At 69.5% G+C, this 16,388-nt stretch carries 11 protein-coding genes, 1 tRNA gene and 1 pseudogene; 3 read left to right on the forward strand and 10 right to left on the reverse strand.

Annotated elements, in window-relative coordinates; translation table 11 throughout:
• Nucleotides 1-2 precede the first annotated feature (2 nt).
• The 5 genes from OHA05_RS12325 to ettA all read right to left on the reverse strand — a co-directional run bounded on the left by OHA05_RS12325 (nt 3) and on the right by ettA (nt 6,357).
• The gene (locus OHA05_RS12325) at nt 3-2,402 is read right to left on the reverse strand and encodes a GcvT family protein (RefSeq protein WP_328860587.1); all 2,400 of its coding nucleotides are present in this window, start codon (nt 2,400-2,402) and stop codon (nt 3-5) included.
• A gap of 291 nt (nt 2,403-2,693) precedes the next feature.
• On the reverse strand, nt 2,694-3,458 hold the full coding sequence (locus OHA05_RS12330) for an IclR family transcriptional regulator (protein WP_328860588.1): 765 nt from the start codon (nt 3,456-3,458) through the stop codon (nt 2,694-2,696).
• Between the two features lie 84 nt (nt 3,459-3,542).
• On the reverse strand, nt 3,543-4,223 hold the full coding sequence (locus OHA05_RS12335; RefSeq protein ID WP_328860589.1) for a hypothetical protein: 681 nt from the start codon (nt 4,221-4,223) through the stop codon (nt 3,543-3,545).
• Complete coding sequence (locus OHA05_RS12340; protein ID WP_313946263.1) at nt 4,220-4,684, reverse strand: acyl-CoA thioesterase; 465 nt, start codon at nt 4,682-4,684, stop codon at nt 4,220-4,222. The genes OHA05_RS12335 and OHA05_RS12340 overlap by 4 nt, the downstream gene beginning before the upstream one ends.
• Nucleotides 4,685-4,692: 8 nt before the next feature.
• Nucleotides 4,693-6,357, reverse strand: coding sequence for an energy-dependent translational throttle protein EttA (gene ettA / locus OHA05_RS12345; protein WP_313946262.1), 1,665 nt, complete (start codon nt 6,355-6,357; stop codon nt 4,693-4,695).
• 2,389 nt (nt 6,358-8,746) lie between these two features.
• Here ettA and OHA05_RS12350 point away from each other — a divergent pair.
• Nucleotides 8,747-8,968: a phosphohydrolase gene (locus tag OHA05_RS12350; protein WP_328860590.1), complete on the forward strand. Its 222-nt coding sequence runs from the start codon at nt 8,747-8,749 to the stop codon at nt 8,966-8,968.
• On the opposite strand, the pseudogene OHA05_RS12355 reads toward OHA05_RS12350, so the two are convergent.
• Nucleotides 8,895-9,167, reverse strand: a pseudogene (locus OHA05_RS12355) (hypothetical protein); the annotation flags it as partial. The gene OHA05_RS12350 and the pseudogene OHA05_RS12355 overlap by 74 nt on opposite strands.
• Before the next feature lie 205 nt (nt 9,168-9,372).
• Here OHA05_RS12355 and OHA05_RS12360 point away from each other — a divergent pair.
• Nucleotides 9,373-9,543, forward strand: coding sequence for a tyrosine-type recombinase/integrase (locus OHA05_RS12360; RefSeq protein WP_328860591.1), 171 nt, complete (start codon nt 9,373-9,375; stop codon nt 9,541-9,543).
• A gap of 414 nt (nt 9,544-9,957) precedes the next feature.
• On the opposite strand, the gene OHA05_RS12365 is transcribed toward OHA05_RS12360, so the two are convergent.
• The 4 genes from OHA05_RS12365 to OHA05_RS12380 form a co-directional block, all read right to left on the reverse strand.
• Complete coding sequence (locus OHA05_RS12365) at nt 9,958-11,370, reverse strand: LAETG motif-containing sortase-dependent surface protein (protein WP_443043680.1); 1,413 nt, start codon at nt 11,368-11,370, stop codon at nt 9,958-9,960.
• Nucleotides 11,371-11,655: 285 nt separating this feature from the next.
• Nucleotides 11,656-12,210 (reverse strand): single-stranded DNA-binding protein, encoded by a 555-nt coding sequence (locus OHA05_RS12370; RefSeq protein ID WP_328860592.1) that lies wholly within the window; start codon nt 12,208-12,210, stop codon nt 11,656-11,658.
• Nucleotides 12,211-12,301: 91 nt separating this feature from the next.
• Nucleotides 12,302-14,215: a YfjP family GTPase gene (locus tag OHA05_RS12375; protein WP_328860593.1), complete on the reverse strand. Its 1,914-nt coding sequence runs from the start codon at nt 14,213-14,215 to the stop codon at nt 12,302-12,304.
• A complete protein-coding gene (locus OHA05_RS12380) occupies nt 14,215-15,819 on the reverse strand; it encodes a dynamin family protein (protein ID WP_313946259.1) in 1,605 nt (534 codons plus the stop codon). Before OHA05_RS12380 ends, OHA05_RS12375 begins: the two co-directional genes overlap by 1 nt.
• 309 nt (nt 15,820-16,128) lie before the next feature.
• On the opposite strand from OHA05_RS12380, the gene OHA05_RS12385 reads away from it, so the two are divergent.
• A tRNA-Arg gene (locus OHA05_RS12385) sits at nt 16,129-16,201 on the forward strand.
• Nucleotides 16,202-16,388 lie beyond the last annotated feature (187 nt).

Here is a 16,388-nt window from a genome sequence, read left to right on the forward strand (position 1 = left end):
TTCTACCGGCGGATGCGGGTCATCTTGGGATCGAACAGGGGCTCTTCGGCGACGGTGGCGGCGACTTTCTCACCGAAGTACTCCACATGGACCGCTGTGCCGGGTTCGAGAGGCGGCAGCCAGGCGTACGCGATGCAGCGGCCGACGGTGTAGCCGTAGCCGGCGCTGGTGACATGGCCGGCCGGGGCGCCGGGCGTCCCGTCGGTGTACACGGGTTCCCTGCCGAGGACGACGGCTGCCGGGTCGTCGAGCGTGAGGCAGGTGAGCCTGCGGCGGATCCGTTCCGGGGAGAGTGCGTCGCGGCCGGTGAAGTCGCCCTTGTCGGGGCGGACCGCGAAGCCGAGACCCGCCTCGTACGGGGTGTCCTCGTCGGTCATGTCCTGGCCCCAGGCGCGGTACCCCTTCTCCAGCCGCAGGGAGTTGAAGGCACTGCGGCCGGCGGCGACGACGCCGAGGTCCTGCCCCGCCGCCCACAGGGTGTCCCAGAGCCGGAGGCCGAGGTCGGCGGTCGTGTAGAGCTCCCAGCCCAGCTCTCCGACGTAGCTCAGCCGCATCGCGGTGACCGGGACATGGCCGATGAAGGTCTGCCGCGCCTTGAAGTAGCCGAAGGCGCTGTGCGAGAAGTCGTCACGGGTGAGCGGTTGTACGAGGTCGCGGGCGAGCGGCCCCCAGACCCCGATGCAGCAGGTGCCGGAGGTGATGTCGCGGATCTGAACGGCGGCGGGCGCCTGCCGCAGCAGCCAGTCCAGATCGGCCGGCGAGTTGGCGCCGACCTGGAAACGCTCGTCGGCGAGGCGGGCGACGGTCAGATCGGAGCGGATGCCGCCGGTCGCGTCCAGCAGCAGGGTGTATGTGACCGAACCGACGGGCTTCGCCAGCTGGTTGGTGGTCATCCGCTGGAGGAACGCGAGCGATCCGGGACCGCTGACCTCCAGCCTGCGCAGCGGAGTCATGTCGTAGAGCGCGACCCTCTCGCGGGTGGCACGCGCCTCGGCCGCCGCGACGGGCGACCAGTAGCGGGCCGCCCACGGGTCCCGCCCGGGAAGTCGTATCCCTTCGGCGAGCGGTGCGTTGGCCTCGTACCAGTGCGGCCGCTCCCAGCCGCCGCCCTCCAGGAAGAAGGCACCGAGCTCCTGCTGACGGGCGTGGAAGGGGCTGGTCCGCAGCGGACGCGGTTGCTCCATGGGCTGGAGGGGGTGGATGACGTCGTACACCTCGACGAAGTTCCGCGCGCTCCGCTCAGCGATGTAGGCGGGCGAGCGCTGGACCTCCTCGAAGCGGGCGATGTCGCACTCATGGACATCGAGGGCGGGCCGGCCGTCGGTCATCCACTCGGCGACGGCCTGGGCGACCCCGGCGGAGTGGGTGACCCAGACGGCCTCGGCGAGCCAGAAGCCGCGCAGCTCGCGGGACTCGCCGATGACGGGCATGCCGTCCGGGGTGAAGGAGAAGACGCCGTTGAAGCCCTCCTCGACGGCGCTGTCCGCGAGGGCGGGCAGCAGACGGGTGGCGTCGTCCCAGCTGGGGGCGAAGTCGCATGCGGTGAAGTCGAGCCAGGACGGCATGACCGGCGCGTCGTCGTACGCGGGGACGGTGAACGGGTCGACCGGCATGACGCGGTGCGCGTAGGAGCCGATGCCGATCCGGTTGCCGTGCTGCCGGACGTACAGATCGCGGTCCTGGTGCCGAAGGATCGGCAGGTCCTCGCGCGGGATCCCCGGCAGGGGCGCGGTCCTCGCGTACTGGTGGGCGAGCGGTAGCAACGGCACCTCGACGCCCGCCATGGCTCCGATCACCGGGCCCCAGAAGCCTGCCGCGGAGACGACGTGTTCGGCGGGGAACGTGCCGCGGTCGGTGACGACCGCGGTCACCCGGCCGCCCTCGCGCTCGATGCCGGTGACGGTGTGCCGGTCGAGGAAGCGCGCGCCGCGGCCCTCCGCCCGCTCCATCTGAAGGCGCCCGGCGTCGACGGCGCGGGCCAGGCCGTCGTCCGGGGTGTGCAGGCCGCCGAGCACGAACTCCTCGTCCAGCAGCGGCCACAGCTCCTTGCACCGGCGCGGGGTGAGCACCTCGGCCCGTACGCCCCAGGAGGCGGCGAGACCGGCTTTGCGGTGGAGGTCCGCCAACCGGGCCCGGGTGGTGGCCACTTCGAGGCCGCCGACCGCGTCGAAGGCGCCGAGCGCACCGAACTTCTCGACGGTGCGGGCGGCGAAACGGGTCATGGTCCGCGACGGATTGGTCTGGAAGACCAAGCCGGGCGCGTGGGATGTGGAACCACCGGGAGCGGGGAGCGGGCCCTGCTCGAGGACGGTCACGTGGCTCCAGCCACGGGCGGTGAGTTCGTCGGCGAGCGAGCATCCGACGATGCCGGCCCCGATGATGACGACGGATGGACTGGGCATGCCTCAACCCCCAGCTGTTGCGCTGTGCACGACGGGTTGCGCGATGAGAGACATAGTGGGAACGCGTGGGGGCCACCGTCAAGGGCCCACGGGCAGGGAACGCGGATGTAACACGGGGCCGCGGCGAACCATGGCCGGCGTGACGGGTGGTGCGCGAGGCGTGACGGGGCGTCGTGGCCGGCTCGGTCAGCGGGGAGAAATGCCGCGAGAGGGGCGGGGCGGCACGGGATGCCGTGAGACGGACGGGGCCGGTGAGGCGGGCCGGCGGTGGCCTGAATTCAGCCGCCGAACTCAGCCGCCGTAGCCCATCCGGCGGGAAAGCTCCTCCGCGACCGCCATCGTGCGCTTGGCCAGCTTCGGCAACAGCTCCTCGCCGAGCCGATAGGCAGGCCCGGACGCACTGATCGCACCGATCACGGTTCCGTCGTGGGTGTACACGGGCGCTGCCACCGCGTTCAGGCCGATCTCCAACTCCTCGGCGGCGATGGCGAACCCCTGCCCGGCCGCCTCGGCCAGCTGGCTGTCGAGATCGGCGGGCGAGGTCACCGTGCGCTCGGTGTACCGCTCCAGACCGGCGGCGAACAGCCGCTCCCGTACCGCCGCGGGGGCATGCGCGAGCAGCACCTTCCCGCTGGAGGTGGCATGCAGCGGAGTACGGCGGCCGAGCCAGTTGTACGTCGTCACGGAGGCCGCACCACGGGCCTGGGCGACGTTGACGGCCGCGTCGTCGTCGAGGATCGCGATGTTGACGGTCTCGCCCACCTCGTCGGCGAGTTCACGGCACAGCGGCGTGCCCTCCTGCGTGATGTCGAGCCGTACGGCCGCCGCTCCCGCGAGCCGGAGCATGCCCGCGCCCAGGCAGTACTTGCCGCGCTCCTTGGACTGCGTGACCAGCCCCCGGTTCTCCAGCACCCCGAGCAGCCGGAAGGCGGTGGACTTGTGCACACCCAGCTCGTCGGCGATCTCCGTGACGCCCGCTTCACCGTGCCGGGCAAGGCTTTCGAGCACGCTCACGGCACGGTCCACCGACTGTACGGCGCTGGCCTTCTCGGTCATCCGTCGAACCCCCGTGCTGCTGTGCGCGTTGCGCATCGCGCTGCACGATGCATCATGCGGCGCCCCTGCCCACTTGCCTGAACGTTAACCGGTTCTCGTGGGGATGACGCTCAGGCCGCCGAGACCGTTCGTCCGTACCGCGATCGACCCGAAGGGGGTACGCAGTCTGAGCCACGCGCCCGTGGACAGCAGCGCCACCGGGACGGACGGGCGCAGGAATCCGAGTGAATGGGCCGCGTGCACCGCGCGCAGGGGCAGCGGGGTGTCGGCGACGGTCCGCGACCAGATGTCCCGGCCGATCCGGTCCCGCTCGGTGCGGGTGCGGTGCTGGGCCGGCAGTCCCTCGTCGCGGGCGCGGAACTCGGCGATCGCTGCCGTGACCGCGGCGCGCATCTCGGCCACCGGCGGCAGCCCGGGCAGCTCGCGCCAGCCGCCGCGCGGTGGCAGCACACCGGTCCACGGGGGTCCGGTGACGGTGGCGGGCACGGTGAACCTCTCGCTGCCGAGGCTCTCCAGCAGCTCACCGGCGGAGACGGTGACATCCAGCTCGACGGGCTCACCGAGGCGGGCAGCGCGGACCGCCAGCACCTCGAAGGACGGCGGACGTCCGAAGACCGCGAGGCTGGACATCGCTCCGTCGGCGCCGCCGGCCTGGAGTCTGACGGCCGCGGCACGGTCGTAGTGGATCAGCCGGGCGAGGAAGGCGGAGAGATCCTCCGCCTCCCTCGCATCGGCCAGGTGCAGAGTCTGCACGGGTACCGTCATGCCGCGAGAGCATCCTCGTCGGCGCCGTCGGCCGCGTTGTCGTCGGCACCGTCCAGATACTTCTGGAGGTAGGACTTCTCCTCCGCGGTGATCCGCCGCGGACGCCCGGCCTCCAGGTTGTACGGCACCACGATGGTCGAGGCCCGCACATACACCTGCGAGGCGCCCTCGGCGTCCTTGACCTCGTACGCGATGGTGAGCGAAGCAGCGCTGATCTTCGTCACCCACGACTCGACGACCACCGGCTCGTGGCGGTGGACGAGCGGCCGTACGTAGTCGATCTCGTGCCGTGCGACGACCGAACCGCCGGAGAACGACGGCGAGCCGTCCCCCGGCGCCAGCCGGAACATGAAGTCGATCCGCGCCTCTTCCAGATACCGGAGGAAGACGACGTTGTTGACGTGCCCGAAGGCGTCCATGTCCGACCAGCGGAGGGGGCAGCTGTAGATGTGCCGGGCCATCGTGAACCTCAGCCCCGGGTGAGCTTCTTGTAGGTGGCACGGTGCGGCCGGGCCGCGTCCGCGCCGAGGCGCTCGACCTTGTTCTTCTCGTACGACTCGAAGTTGCCCTCGAACCAGAACCACTTGGACTCACCCTCGTAGGCGAGGATGTGCGTCGCGACCCGGTCCAGGAACCAGCGGTCGTGGGAGACGACCACAGCCGCACCGGGGAACTCGAGCAGGGCGTTCTCCAGCGAGGAGAGCGTCTCGACGTCGAGGTCGTTGGTGGGCTCGTCGAGGAGCAGGAGGTTGCCGCCCTGCTTGAGGGTGAGCGCGAGGTTCAGCCGGTTGCGCTCACCACCGGAGAGGACGCCCGCCGGCTTCTGCTGGTCAGGGCCCTTGAATCCGAAGGCGGAGACATAGGCGCGGGACGGCATCTCGACGTGGCCGACGTTGATGTAGTCGAGCTCGTCGGAGACCACGGCCCACAGGGTCTTCTTCGGGTCGATGTTGCCGCGGGTCTGGTCGACGTAGGAGATCTTGACGGTCTCGCCGACCTTGATCTCGCCGGCGTCGGGGGTCTCCAGGCCCTGGATCATCTTGAACAGCGTGGTCTTGCCCGCGCCGTTCGGACCGATGACGCCGACGATGCCGTTGCGCGGCAGCGTGAAGCTCAGGTCGTCGATGAGGAGCTTGTCGCCGAAGCCCTTGGAGAGGTTCGCGACCTCGACGACGACACTGCCCAGACGCGGGCCCGGCGGGATCTGGATCTCCTCGAAGTCCAGCTTCCGCATCTTGTCGGCCTCGGCCGCCATCTCCTCGTAACGGGCCAGACGGGCCTTGGACTTGGCCTGCCGCCCCTTCGCGTTGGAGCGGACCCACTCGAGCTCTTCCTTGAGCCGCTTGGCGCGCTTGGCGTCCTTCTGGCCCTCGACCTTCAGACGGGTCTGCTTGGTCTCGAGGTACGTCGAGTAGTTGCCCTCGTAGCCGATCGCGCGGCCGCGGTCGAGCTCCAGGATCCAGCCCGCGACGTTGTCCAGGAAGTACCGGTCGTGGGTCACGGCGACGACGGTGCCGGGGTACTTGGCGAGGTGCTGCTCCAGCCACTGCACGGACTCGGCGTCCAGGTGGTTGGTGGGCTCGTCGAGGAGGAGCAGGTCCGGGGCCTCGAGCAGCAGCTTGCACAGGGCCACGCGGCGCTTCTCACCACCGGAGAGGTTGGTGACGGGCCAGTCGCCGGGCGGGCAGCCCAGCGCGTCCATGGCCTGCTCCAGCTGGGCGTCGAGGTCCCAGGCGTTGGCGTGGTCCAGGTCTTCCTGGAGCTTGCCCATCTCCTCCATCAGCGCTTCGGAGTAGTCGGTCGCCATCAGCTCGGCGACCTCGTTGAAGCGCTTCAGCTTGCCCATGGTCTCGGCGGCGCCGTCCTGGACGTTCTCCAGCACGGTCTTGGACTCGTCGAGCGGCGGCTCCTGGAGGAGCATGCCGACGGTGTACCCGGGCGAGAGGAACGCGTCGCCGTTGGACGGCTGCTCCAGACCGGCCATGATCTTCAGCACGGTGGACTTACCGGCGCCGTTGGGGCCGACCACACCGATCTTCGCACCGGGCAGGAAGCTCAGCGTCACGTCATCGAGGATGACCTTGTCGCCGTGCGCCTTGCGCGTCTTGCGCATCGTGTAGATGTACTCAGCCAAGAGAAACCGTCCGGCAAGAAGTGGGTGGGCAGAGATACACCCCATCTTGCCTGACCGCTACCCCGTGAAGGAAACCAGTACTTCAGGGCGCCTGTGACCTGGACGTTCGTTGATCGCGTCTGTGGCTGACCTGTCACTGGTTGTCGCCCTCGGTCGCTACCGAGCGGCCTCGCACGGCCCAGGGACGGCCCGGGACTCGGCCCGCTGGTGCCCGCACCGGACCAGGGTGCGACAGCTCGCCGATCACTCAGGGGATTGGGGAGCGACTGGGAGCTGCTCGCTGTGGAGCCAGTCAAAGGTGCGGTCCGGTTCGAGGTGGGCTTGTCCCCAGTGGATTGCATGGATGCCGTTCTCGACGTCGGCCGTGAAGAACACGAGGACCAGCTTCGTCGAGGCCCCGAGCTCCTCGAACGCCTCATGCAGTTCCAGGTACTCCTCCGTCGTCAGGTCGTCATCTAGGTCGAACAGTGCGTCCCGCGGCTCCGGAGCATGCGCCTAGAACATTCGGCGTCGCGTGGAAGAATCCTTGGCGGGCAAACGAGCGCGATCGAGGGGCCTCGGTCTGTCTGCGTACTTGAAGGGGAAGAGCGCGTGATCGTTGATCACGGCGTACTCGCAGCCACGCACCTCCCGCACAGGCTCGCGGGCCATGTCCGCCAGGTACTCGCGCACGGCCTCCGCGACAGTGACACCGTAGGGACTTCGCTTCTTCAGTCCGGCTGTGAGGTGCGTGGCGTGAGCCTTCGCCAGTCGCACCTGGACCGCCGCAGCGAGCCTGCCGGCCTGCTGCCCAAACCGCTCGATGGCCCAGCCGACGGCGCTACCGGATCGTCACCCCACACAGACATGCCGCGTCCCCTCCCCCCTGGCCAGCCCCGCCTTCCAACTGTGTGACACGTACACGAAGAGCGCACAAGGGAGCGATCCGGCCACGACTGCTGAATTCGGGGTGAGCCTGGGAATCCACCGCATGGTGGGGACTGGCTCTTCACCGGGCTCAACTCACATTCGACACAAGCCGGTCTGGCAGAGGTCGGGAGCGGCAGAAGGTACAAGCCAGGCATCGTGGCTGTTCGTGCCGGGATCTTTCGTTCGGGGGACACGCTCGGCTGTCTGGGGTCAAAATCTCGATCATGGATGCAGGGACGGCGGCGGTTCTCGGGGCAGCAGTAGGAGCACTTGGCACCGGCGGCGCTGCCCTTGCCACGGGGTGGTGGGGGGCCAGGCAGGCGAGGCTGCAGATCGAGTCGCAAGAATCACAGAATCGGCGCCAATTGCGGTTTAGTCATTTGAGTGAGCGGAGAGAGCCGAGAAGCGCCGCCTACGTGGAATACATATCTCAGGCGAAGAAACTCCAACGAGCATTTTCAGCTCTAGCTCCTCAAATATTGGGTGAACAGAATGCGGAAACGAGCGAGGAGGCGTCGGAGCTGGAAAACGAGAACACCAAGCTTCAGGAGCTCGCAGCTCGTGTTTCTGTCGAGGGCCCTGCGTCCATCGTGCAACCAGCGGCGAAGCTGAGGGAGACCGCTGGAAGTTGCAGCTTTTTCTGCCTAGTTATGCATATGCCTACGTCAGAGCTGAAGAGGTCCGGCCAGGCACCGACGGTGGTAGCCCAATTGGCGAGGGATCTAGATTCGATGATTGCCGCATTTACCGAGGCCGCTCGCGTTTCGCTTGACGAAGACATTTCTGGGATCCCCACTGACGTTAATCGACGCGCCACATGAGGTCGGCGGAGCGACTTTGGCCTGGAGCCGCTTTGGCGCGAGTGATCATGGCTCATTCGATTTTGGGCCGTGATCTGCGAGGCTCGCGCCAAAGCGGCTGGCTAAAGTCGTGGAGCCGACCGCCCCAGCCACAGCGGGGTTTCCCTCCCGTCCGCCCGCAACACGCAGCGCGCCGCCGGGCGCGGCCAGCCGGGGCGGAGACAGGAGGCAGACCGCGCCGTGCGCGGGCACTTGATGAACTAGAGAAACTTCTACCGCGCTGATGCCCTGGCCCCCGATTCGGTGTCAGCCTGTCGGCGCGCTGCGTACGGTGCTGGTCATGCCTACTGTGCTGGATACGCCCCAAGGAGCCGCCGAGCTGGCCGAGTCGCTGTTGCCGTCGTTGGGGAACCGTTGGCTGCGCACTCAGGCCGTCGCTGCCCGAGCCGTCGAAGCCTCGCAGGCGCTCCCCGAAGACGAACGAGGCCTGCTCGTCGCCGCGGCCTGGGTGCATGACATCGGGATACGCCTCCAAGCTCCGAGACACCGGATTCCATCCGATCGACAGCGCTTGGCATCTGGCGTCTCTTGGCGCTCCTGACCGTCTGGTGCGGCTCGTCGCCCACCACTCCGGTGCTGTGTATGAGGCTGAGCAACGAGGGCTCTCCGCGGAGCTGGCCGTGTACGAACGCGAGGACTCGCCTGTCCTCGACGCGCTGATCTTCGCCGATATGACCACCGGTCCTGCCGGGGAGCGCTTCGACTTCGGCCGGCGCATTGACGAGATCCTCGTTCGCTATGAGCCCGGCAGCGAGGTGCACACTGCGATCAGCAAGACTCGGCCTTACCTCGAGGGGGCTGTTGACCGGACTCTGGCGCGGCTCGACGATCAATCGATGTAGGGCTCCGTCTCGGAGGGCCCCGGTCGATCCTCATCCGCATCGACGGGTGGATGTTCAGCTCGTCGAGCCGGTCCGGCCGAACGAACGCGAATTCCTTGCTCTCGCTGCTCGTGCGCAACACGCCGCCGGTGATCTTCGCCGTGAAGCAGATCGAGAACGGCTGTCGTACCTCGCCGTACGCCATGACATGAGCGGGGTTGTGGCGTGCTTCCCGCCTGTCGACGTGACGTTGTCCTGGCTCCCGGGCCGAAGGTGACGGTCGTCTCGTCTTCACGAACGGAGTCGGCAAGGCCGAGTGGAGCAACGCGTTCAACGACCAGGCGTGGAAACCGGCACTCGCATCGGCCGGCATCATCCCGATCCCCGAAAGGGGAGAGCGGCACATCGTCGCCCGCGAACACGGGATGCACGCCCTGCGGCATTTCTACGCCTCGGTCCTCCTGGACGCCGGGGAGAACATCAAGGCCCTGAGGCTCTATCTCGGGCACAGCGATCCGGGGTTCATACTCCGCGTCTACACGCACCTGATGCCCAGCAACGAGACAAGGACCCGCAAGGCAATCAGCGCGATGTAACGAGCCGCCGGTCATGCCCACGACGACCCAGAGACGGCCCAAGCCGCCTGACACACCCCCTCATCGACGGGAAACCCGCTGGTGAGAGGCTGTTTCATGTCCAAGGTTGGCAAGTAACACTCCATCTTGCCGTACCGCCACCCTGGGCGAAGGCGGGTGGGTGACGGCACCTGCCGGCCCCCTCTCCCGCCTGCTTCCGGGACGCCAAGGTCGGGCAGCACGTGCCCTTGGCGCCACCTGTCTCACCGTGCGCGCACGGCCGCCCACTCCGGGTTGGATCCCTGGGAATCATGGCCATCTCCCGGCGTCCCGGAATCACGGCACCCCGAGTTCCGGTGTTCCGGAGTCCCAGAGTCCCGCTGACGCCGGGCTCGGGGGTGCCGGACCCGCACCCCCGACCCCCGAGCGTCGTCACTACTCGGTGGGGACCTTCTTCTTGCGGAGGAAGAAGATCGCGCCGCCGCCGATCACCACCAGCACGACCGCGATGCCCGCGATCATCGGAGTGGCGCTCGATCCGCCGGTCGCGGCGAGGTCGCCCTCCAAGCCGGCCGAGACGCCGCCCGCGGCGGCCGGGCTGGGCTGGGAGCCCAGAGTCTGGGTCTCCGGCGTCGAGGCGCCCTTGATCTTGCAGTCCAGGACGCCCCTGAAGTTCTTGCTGAAGCCGCCCGGCCCGGTGATGGTGAAGTCGTACGCCTGGTCCTCGGCGACCGGGATAGTGACCGTCCGCGACTCCCCCGCCGCGATCGTGTGGCTGAAGCCGGCCAGCTCGAAGGTGAACGGGGCGTCACCCTTGTTGGCCGCCGTGATGTCGACGCCGCCCTGTGCGCAGTTCTTCTTGGCGGAGAGCGCCGGGATCGCCCCGGCTGTGGCCCAGGTCGCCGCCGCGTCCGCCGAGACCGTGGACTCGCTGGACCCGGCGAGGATCTGCGTCTGGCTCCTGGTCGCACCCGCGAACGCCCTGCCCACCGGCACCGAGGTCGTCGCCTGCGCGCTGAGCGTCGCCGAGCCGTCCACGGCGCCCGCCGGCACGTCGAAGAAGACCTTCGCGCCGTTCACGGCGGACGTGACCGGCTTTCCGGCCGCGTCCGTGATCCTGATGCCGCTGGCCGCGGCGTCCACCGGCGGGGTCAGGGCGACCTGGGCCGCGTCCGTGCGCACGGTGACGGGCCCGAGACGGCCGCCCGCCTTGCCGGAGACCGCGCTCGGTTCGAGGCTGAGCGAGGCCTTCGGCTCGACGACGTTGCGCGCCTTGGCCTGGAGCCAGTCCGCGAGCTTCTCCGCCGCCGGGTCGAGGGCGTCGACGTCGGCGTTGTCGGAGTAGCGCCAGATGGCCACCTGTGTACCGGCGGCGGCGGTCTTCTGGCTGAGCGGACCGGTGCCGGCCGACGCGGCCAGCGCCGCGAGGTCGTCCACCTGCGGGTAGGAGTGCTGAAGGATCCAGCGGATCTTGCCCGCGTTCTTGTTGGTCGCCAGCGAGGTCTGACTCCAGGGGGTCTCCAGGTACTTCGCCTGGTCCTGAGTCGGGTTGTGTATGTCGATGCAATAGGTCTTCAGGCGGCCGCCGCCGTCCACGGTCATCTCGAAGACGCCGGCGGGTATTTCATGGCTCTCGCCGTTCGCCCGGAGTACGGCGGTGTCGAACGTCTTCAGTCCGTCGAGAGTGGCGACGGCGCCGCCCTGGTGCTGAACATCGTCCTCCGCGACGGCGGTACCCGCGCCTGCCATGGATCCTGCGGTGATGAGCCCCGACATCACGACCGCGACGGTAAGACGGCGGACAGCGCCCCGCCCGCGAGCGACCGACGCAGAGAACGTGCCGAACACAGAATTCCCCTCCGGGCGAGGCCAATTCGCGTGTGACACGTGGGGGGAGTGCCTCGCCAGCATGCTCAAGTGCCCCGTGAGTACTGGGGAATCCTAGGGAGGCCGCGCACCCCAGGGCCCCGTCATACCGTCAGACAACCATTCCGACTCGTAATCGTTATCGCCGACCGTCCAACCCTCACCACCCTTCGTTCCCGAATCGACAAATCTCCACAACTCCCGGTCAGGACGCGGGTACTGGCGGTCAGAGCACCGCACGCATGGTCGAGGCGCGGGTACCGACAGTCAGAACGGAGCCGCTGCGACCTGCGGCTGCACCCCATCCCGCACCTCCGCCGGCGGTGGGCCCGACGACTCCGGCAGCGGCTCGCCCACCGGAAGGACCTCGCGCTGCACCGGCCTCTCCCGCACCGGCTCCGTCGCTTTCGGTGCCGCTTTCACCACCCGCCGGAATGCCGACGTTCCCCGCGTCAGGTCATGGCCGACGGCCACCGCCTCGATGTCCACGAATGTCCTGCGCTGCCCTTCGCGTTGCCCGTTCCGCGGACCGCCGGGATCGGCCGTCCGGTATCCGCCCCGGTCCTCCTCGCGGATCCGCAACCGGCCATGGACGAGAAGCGGGTCGCCGACAGAAACGGAACCGGCCAGATTTATGGCGAGAGTGCGCCAGGCGACAACCGTGTAGAAGCTGGTGTATCCGTCCGTCCAACTCGCGCTCTGCCGGTCCCAGCGCCGCGGCGTGACCGCGATACGGAATCGCGCCACACCGCCCGAGGCCGTTTCCCGGTAGTCCACATTCGTGGCGACATTGCCCACCACCGTCACCGTCGTGTCGTTCACGGCGACCACCTCCCCGTCCGGTTCACGGTCGGCCTTTGCCGACCGGTTTCCATGCTGAACCGGCCCGGAGAATCCCGCTGCGCCCTGTGGACTAGCGCCCCGCTGTGGAAAACCCCGTCACCCCGGAGCCGCGCCCGCCCCCGAGCCCCGTGCCCGGCCGGGAGCCGCTCGCGTGTCCGGTCATCCCCGCCCTGCCGGACACCGCGGAGTACTGCTCCCGCACCTCTCGGTACCGCATCAGCTCGCCGGCGATCGGATCCAGCACCTTCGCCCGTCCGCACCCGGCCGCCGCCTCGTGCAGCCGGCGCTGCGCGTCCTGCCCGTACCGCCGCGCCGGCCCCCGCACCGCCGCCGTGCAGGCCCACTCCACCAGCGGTCCGCCCACGATCCCCGCCACCATCAGCACTGCGGGAACGATCAGGCCGGGCTCGAAGATGCCGATGATCTGGCCCACCAGCCACAGCCCGCCGCAGACCTGAAGGAGCGTCATCGACGCCTGCGCCAGTACGGCAGCGGGCCACCACGCCGGCCGCAGAGGCTTCTTGCTCGTCGTCACCGCCTCACGCGCCGCCAGTTCGTCCAGCGCCTCAGGCAGCCCGTCCGCCCCGCGGACAGCCGCCTCACGCACCGCCTGCGCCCAGGGCACCGGCAGCCCGGCAGCCGCCTCGTCGGCGACCGTACGAACCGCCTGTTCGACCCGCTGACGCGCCGTGAGCTCCTCCTCCACCGGCGTCGTGGCCTGCGGCACGGCGCCCCCCGGCGTACGCGAACGCTCGTACCAGCGCCACAGCCGCAGCCAGGGCGTACCGCACGCCCGCCCCGCGTGCCTGCGCCACTCGCGCTCCGCCGCCTCACCCGCCGCCTTCGCCCCCACGGCCTCCGCGAGCCGTGCCGCGAAGTCCTCGCGGGCCCGCTCGTTCAGACCGGTACGCCCGGCGGAGACGTACACAGAACGCAGTTTCCCGGCCGCCGCGTCGACGTCGGCGGAGAGACGGCGGGCCGCGGCGCTGCGCTCCTGCACGAACGTCCCGAGCATGTCCCGCAGCTCGTCGACGCCCTGTCCGGTGAGCGCCGACAGCGGCAGGACCGTCGCGCCCGGCTCACCGTGTTCACCGAGGGCCATGCCGTCCTCGTCGAGGAGCCGTCGCAGATCGTCGAGCACCTGGTCGGCGGCCTCGCCCGGCAGCCGGTCCACCTGGTTGAGCACGACGAACGTGATCTCCGCATGGCCCGCGAGCGGCCGCAGATACCTCTCGTGCAGTGCGGCGTCCGCGTACTTCTCCGGGTCGACGACCCAGATCACCGCGTCCACGAGCGCCAGCACCCGGTCCACCTGCTCGCGGTGCTTGACCACCGCCGAGTCGTGGTCGGGCAGATCGACCAGCACCAGACCGGACAGCTCCTCGTCGCCCCCAGCGAGCGGCCTGCGCCGCAGCCGCGGCGGGATGGCGAGCCGGTCGAGCAGCCCCGCGGCACCTTCCGACCAGCTGCACGCGATCGGCGCCGCGGTGGTGGGCCTGCGCAGCCCGGTCTCGGACAGAGGCACCTGCGCAAGGGCATTGAAGAGTGTCGATTTTCCACTGCCGGTGGCGCCGGCGATCGCCACGACGGTGTGCCGCGCGGACAGCCGCTGCCGGGCCGCGGCCTCGTCGAGGACGCGCCCGGCCTCCGCGAGGGTGCTTCCCTCCAGACGGGTGCGGGACAGGCCGACCAGCTCGCGCAGGGCGTCCAGACGGGCCCGCAGCGGGCCGCCGTACGCCCCGCCGATCTCCACATGCTCCTCGCCGGGGTCCTCCTCGAACAGCTGCGGCTCCTCCTCGCCCTTGGCCCGCCGGGCGATCAGGCCGTCGTCCCAGCGCCCCTCGGCCGGCTGCCCGTCGTCGGCTCCGTCCAAGGGCTCGGCGGGCGCGTGCACGCGCTCATCGCTCTCCTGCACCCCTTCGCCCGTCTCCTGCACACGGTCATCGGTCTCGTTCTCGTCGCCCGTGATGGCGGTCAACGCCATCACCTCACCTTCTGCAGTAGGGACAGCGCGGCGATCAGTTCGGCTTGCGGTTCGGGCGTCACTTCGAGCGCGTCGAGGGGTGCGAGGCGGCGGTCGCGTTCGCTGTTGAGTACGCCGTCGAGGTACGTGTTCATCAGCTCGCCGCCCTTGTCACGCAGCTTCAGCGCGCCCTGCGCGCCGATCCGCTCGGCGAGCCGCTCCCCGGCGCCGCGGGCCCGCCGGCCGCCGAGCAGGACGGCCGCGACCAGTGCGGCCAGGGTCTCGGAGTCGGGGGTGGTGCTCAGTTCCAGGCTGCGCACCTCTTCCTCGGCGAGCTCCTCCAGCTCCCGCCGCCAGCGGCGCACCGCCATCCCGATCCGCTCCGCCGCCTCCAGGTCCATCCGGCCCCGGAACACGACGGCCGCGGCGCCAGGCTCCCGTCGCCATGTCTCCTGGATGTGCTCGTCGGCTGCGGCGACGGCACACTGCACCAGCGCGCACAGGCTTCCGACCAGGGAATCCAGCAGCTCACCGGCCGTGCTGTCGCGGGGGAAGCCCCGCCAGCGCGTGCGCGCGTCACCGGCGAGAACCGCGCCGGCCCTCACCTGCCGCGCCACCCGCTCGCGCTCCTTCTCGTACGCCTCCTCGACCACGCCGGTGAGCCGTACGACGGTCGCGTACTGTCCGGCGACCGCCGAGGCCAGCTCGGGCATGCGCGCCTTGAGCGAATCGATCACCCCCGTCGCCGTGCGGGCGAGCGCCTGCTGCCGGGCGGCCGGGTCCTGCACCCGGTGGGCGAGCCAGGCGAACAGCGGCGCCACGGCGGTGGTGGGCAGCAGACCGCTGCCACCACCGGCCGACTCAGGCAGCTCGGGGATGGTGAACCGGGGCACGTCGCCGAGCCCGGCCTTGGTCAGCAGAGCCGCGTACTGCCGCGACACGTCCGCGATCACCTGGTGCGGCACCCGGTCGAGCACGGTGATCAGCGTGGCGTCGTACTCCTTGGCGGTACGCAGCAGATGCCAGGGCACGGCGTCCGCGTACCGGGAGGCGGTCGTGACCATCACCCACACGTCGGCGGCGCAGATCAACTCGGCGGCGAGCAGCCGGTTCTCCACGACGAGCGAGTCGATGTCGGGCGCGTCGAGGAGGGCGAGTCCACGGGGCAGGGTCGAGGCCTTCTCGATCCGCAGCGCATGCGCCTCGCCCACGTCCCGGCCGCTCCCGGCCTCGTCCTCGTCGGTCTCGTCCTGGTGGGGCAGCCACACACGGGTGAGCTGGGGCAGCACCCGCATCTCGGCGAACCAGTGGTGATCGTCGGGGTGGCAGACGAGTACGGGTGTACGGGTGGTGGGCCGGAGAACCCCGGCCTCGCTCACGCGCCGCCCCACAAGGGAGTTGACGAGGGTGGACTTACCGGTTCCGGTGGAACCCCCGACGACCGCGAGGAGCGGTGCTTCGGGGTTCTTCAATCGGGGCACCAAATAGTCGTCGAGCTGCGCGAGCAATTCCGTCCGCGTCTGCCGGGCACGCGGTGCACCGGGCAGAGGAAGGGGAAGACGCACGGCGGCGACACGGTCGCGGAGGGCGGTAAGTGCGTCGATCAGCTGAGGCCGTGCATCCAAGGTCACCACATGCGAAGAATGCCTAATTTTGGCGGCTTTTTGAAGCGTATGAGCATGTCTGCGCGCCGGTCGGACACATGGGACACACGGGACGAGTGGGGCGCAGGCATAACGAGTGCACAACACCAGCGACGAGAGGCGGAAAAAGCGGTGCAGGAATCGCACCTGCCTGCGATTATCGGTTCGCTTCACTGAACCTCCACATCGTGGCACGCAGGTGAAGCAACCGGGACAAGGGGATCGGAGCCCTATCCTTGTCCCCGGCAAGGTCACGGATCCCCGGGCTCCGGTAGCCGCGGCCACCATTCGGCCCCCGTAGCTCAGTGGATAGAGCAGGCGCCTTCTAAGCGCTTGGCCGCAGGTTCGAGTCCTGCCGGGGGCGCGCTCGCAGGCCCTCCCTTTGGGAGGGCCTTTTTGCTGGTCAGGGGCCATTTCGCGGGCACGGTCGGCAGTACGGGGGGCCTGCTGCGTTGACGGGCGCCCAATCAGTCCGTGGCGCGGTGCGGGTGGTCCAACCGGCGGCACAGGAAGGGCCGGTCCGTGCCGGGGCGCGGCGGTCGGCGGCCGTC

Origin of the sequence: Streptomyces sp. NBC_00306, assembly GCF_036169555.1 — a bacterium.
Classification (GTDB): domain Bacteria; phylum Actinomycetota; class Actinomycetes; order Streptomycetales; family Streptomycetaceae; genus Streptomyces; species Streptomyces achmelvichensis.

Bases quoted from the DNA above. Each gene is read 5' to 3' on its own strand.
- OHA05_RS12325 (WP_328860587.1), bottom strand. From the start codon at position 2,402: ATGCCCAGTCCATCCGTCGTCATCATCGGGGCCGGCATCGTCGGATGC.
- OHA05_RS12360 (WP_328860591.1), top strand. From the start codon at position 9,373: ATGCACGCCCTGCGGCATTTCTACGCCTCGGTCCTCCTGGACGCCGGG.
- OHA05_RS12375 (WP_328860593.1), bottom strand. From the start codon at position 14,215: ATGGCGTTGACCGCCATCACGGGCGACGAGAACGAGACCGATGACCGT.
- OHA05_RS12335 (WP_328860589.1), bottom strand. From the start codon at position 4,223: ATGACGGTACCCGTGCAGACTCTGCACCTGGCCGATGCGAGGGAGGCG.
- OHA05_RS12330 (WP_328860588.1), bottom strand. From the start codon at position 3,458: ATGACCGAGAAGGCCAGCGCCGTACAGTCGGTGGACCGTGCCGTGAGC.
- OHA05_RS12340 (WP_313946263.1), bottom strand. From the start codon at position 4,684: ATGGCCCGGCACATCTACAGCTGCCCCCTCCGCTGGTCGGACATGGAC.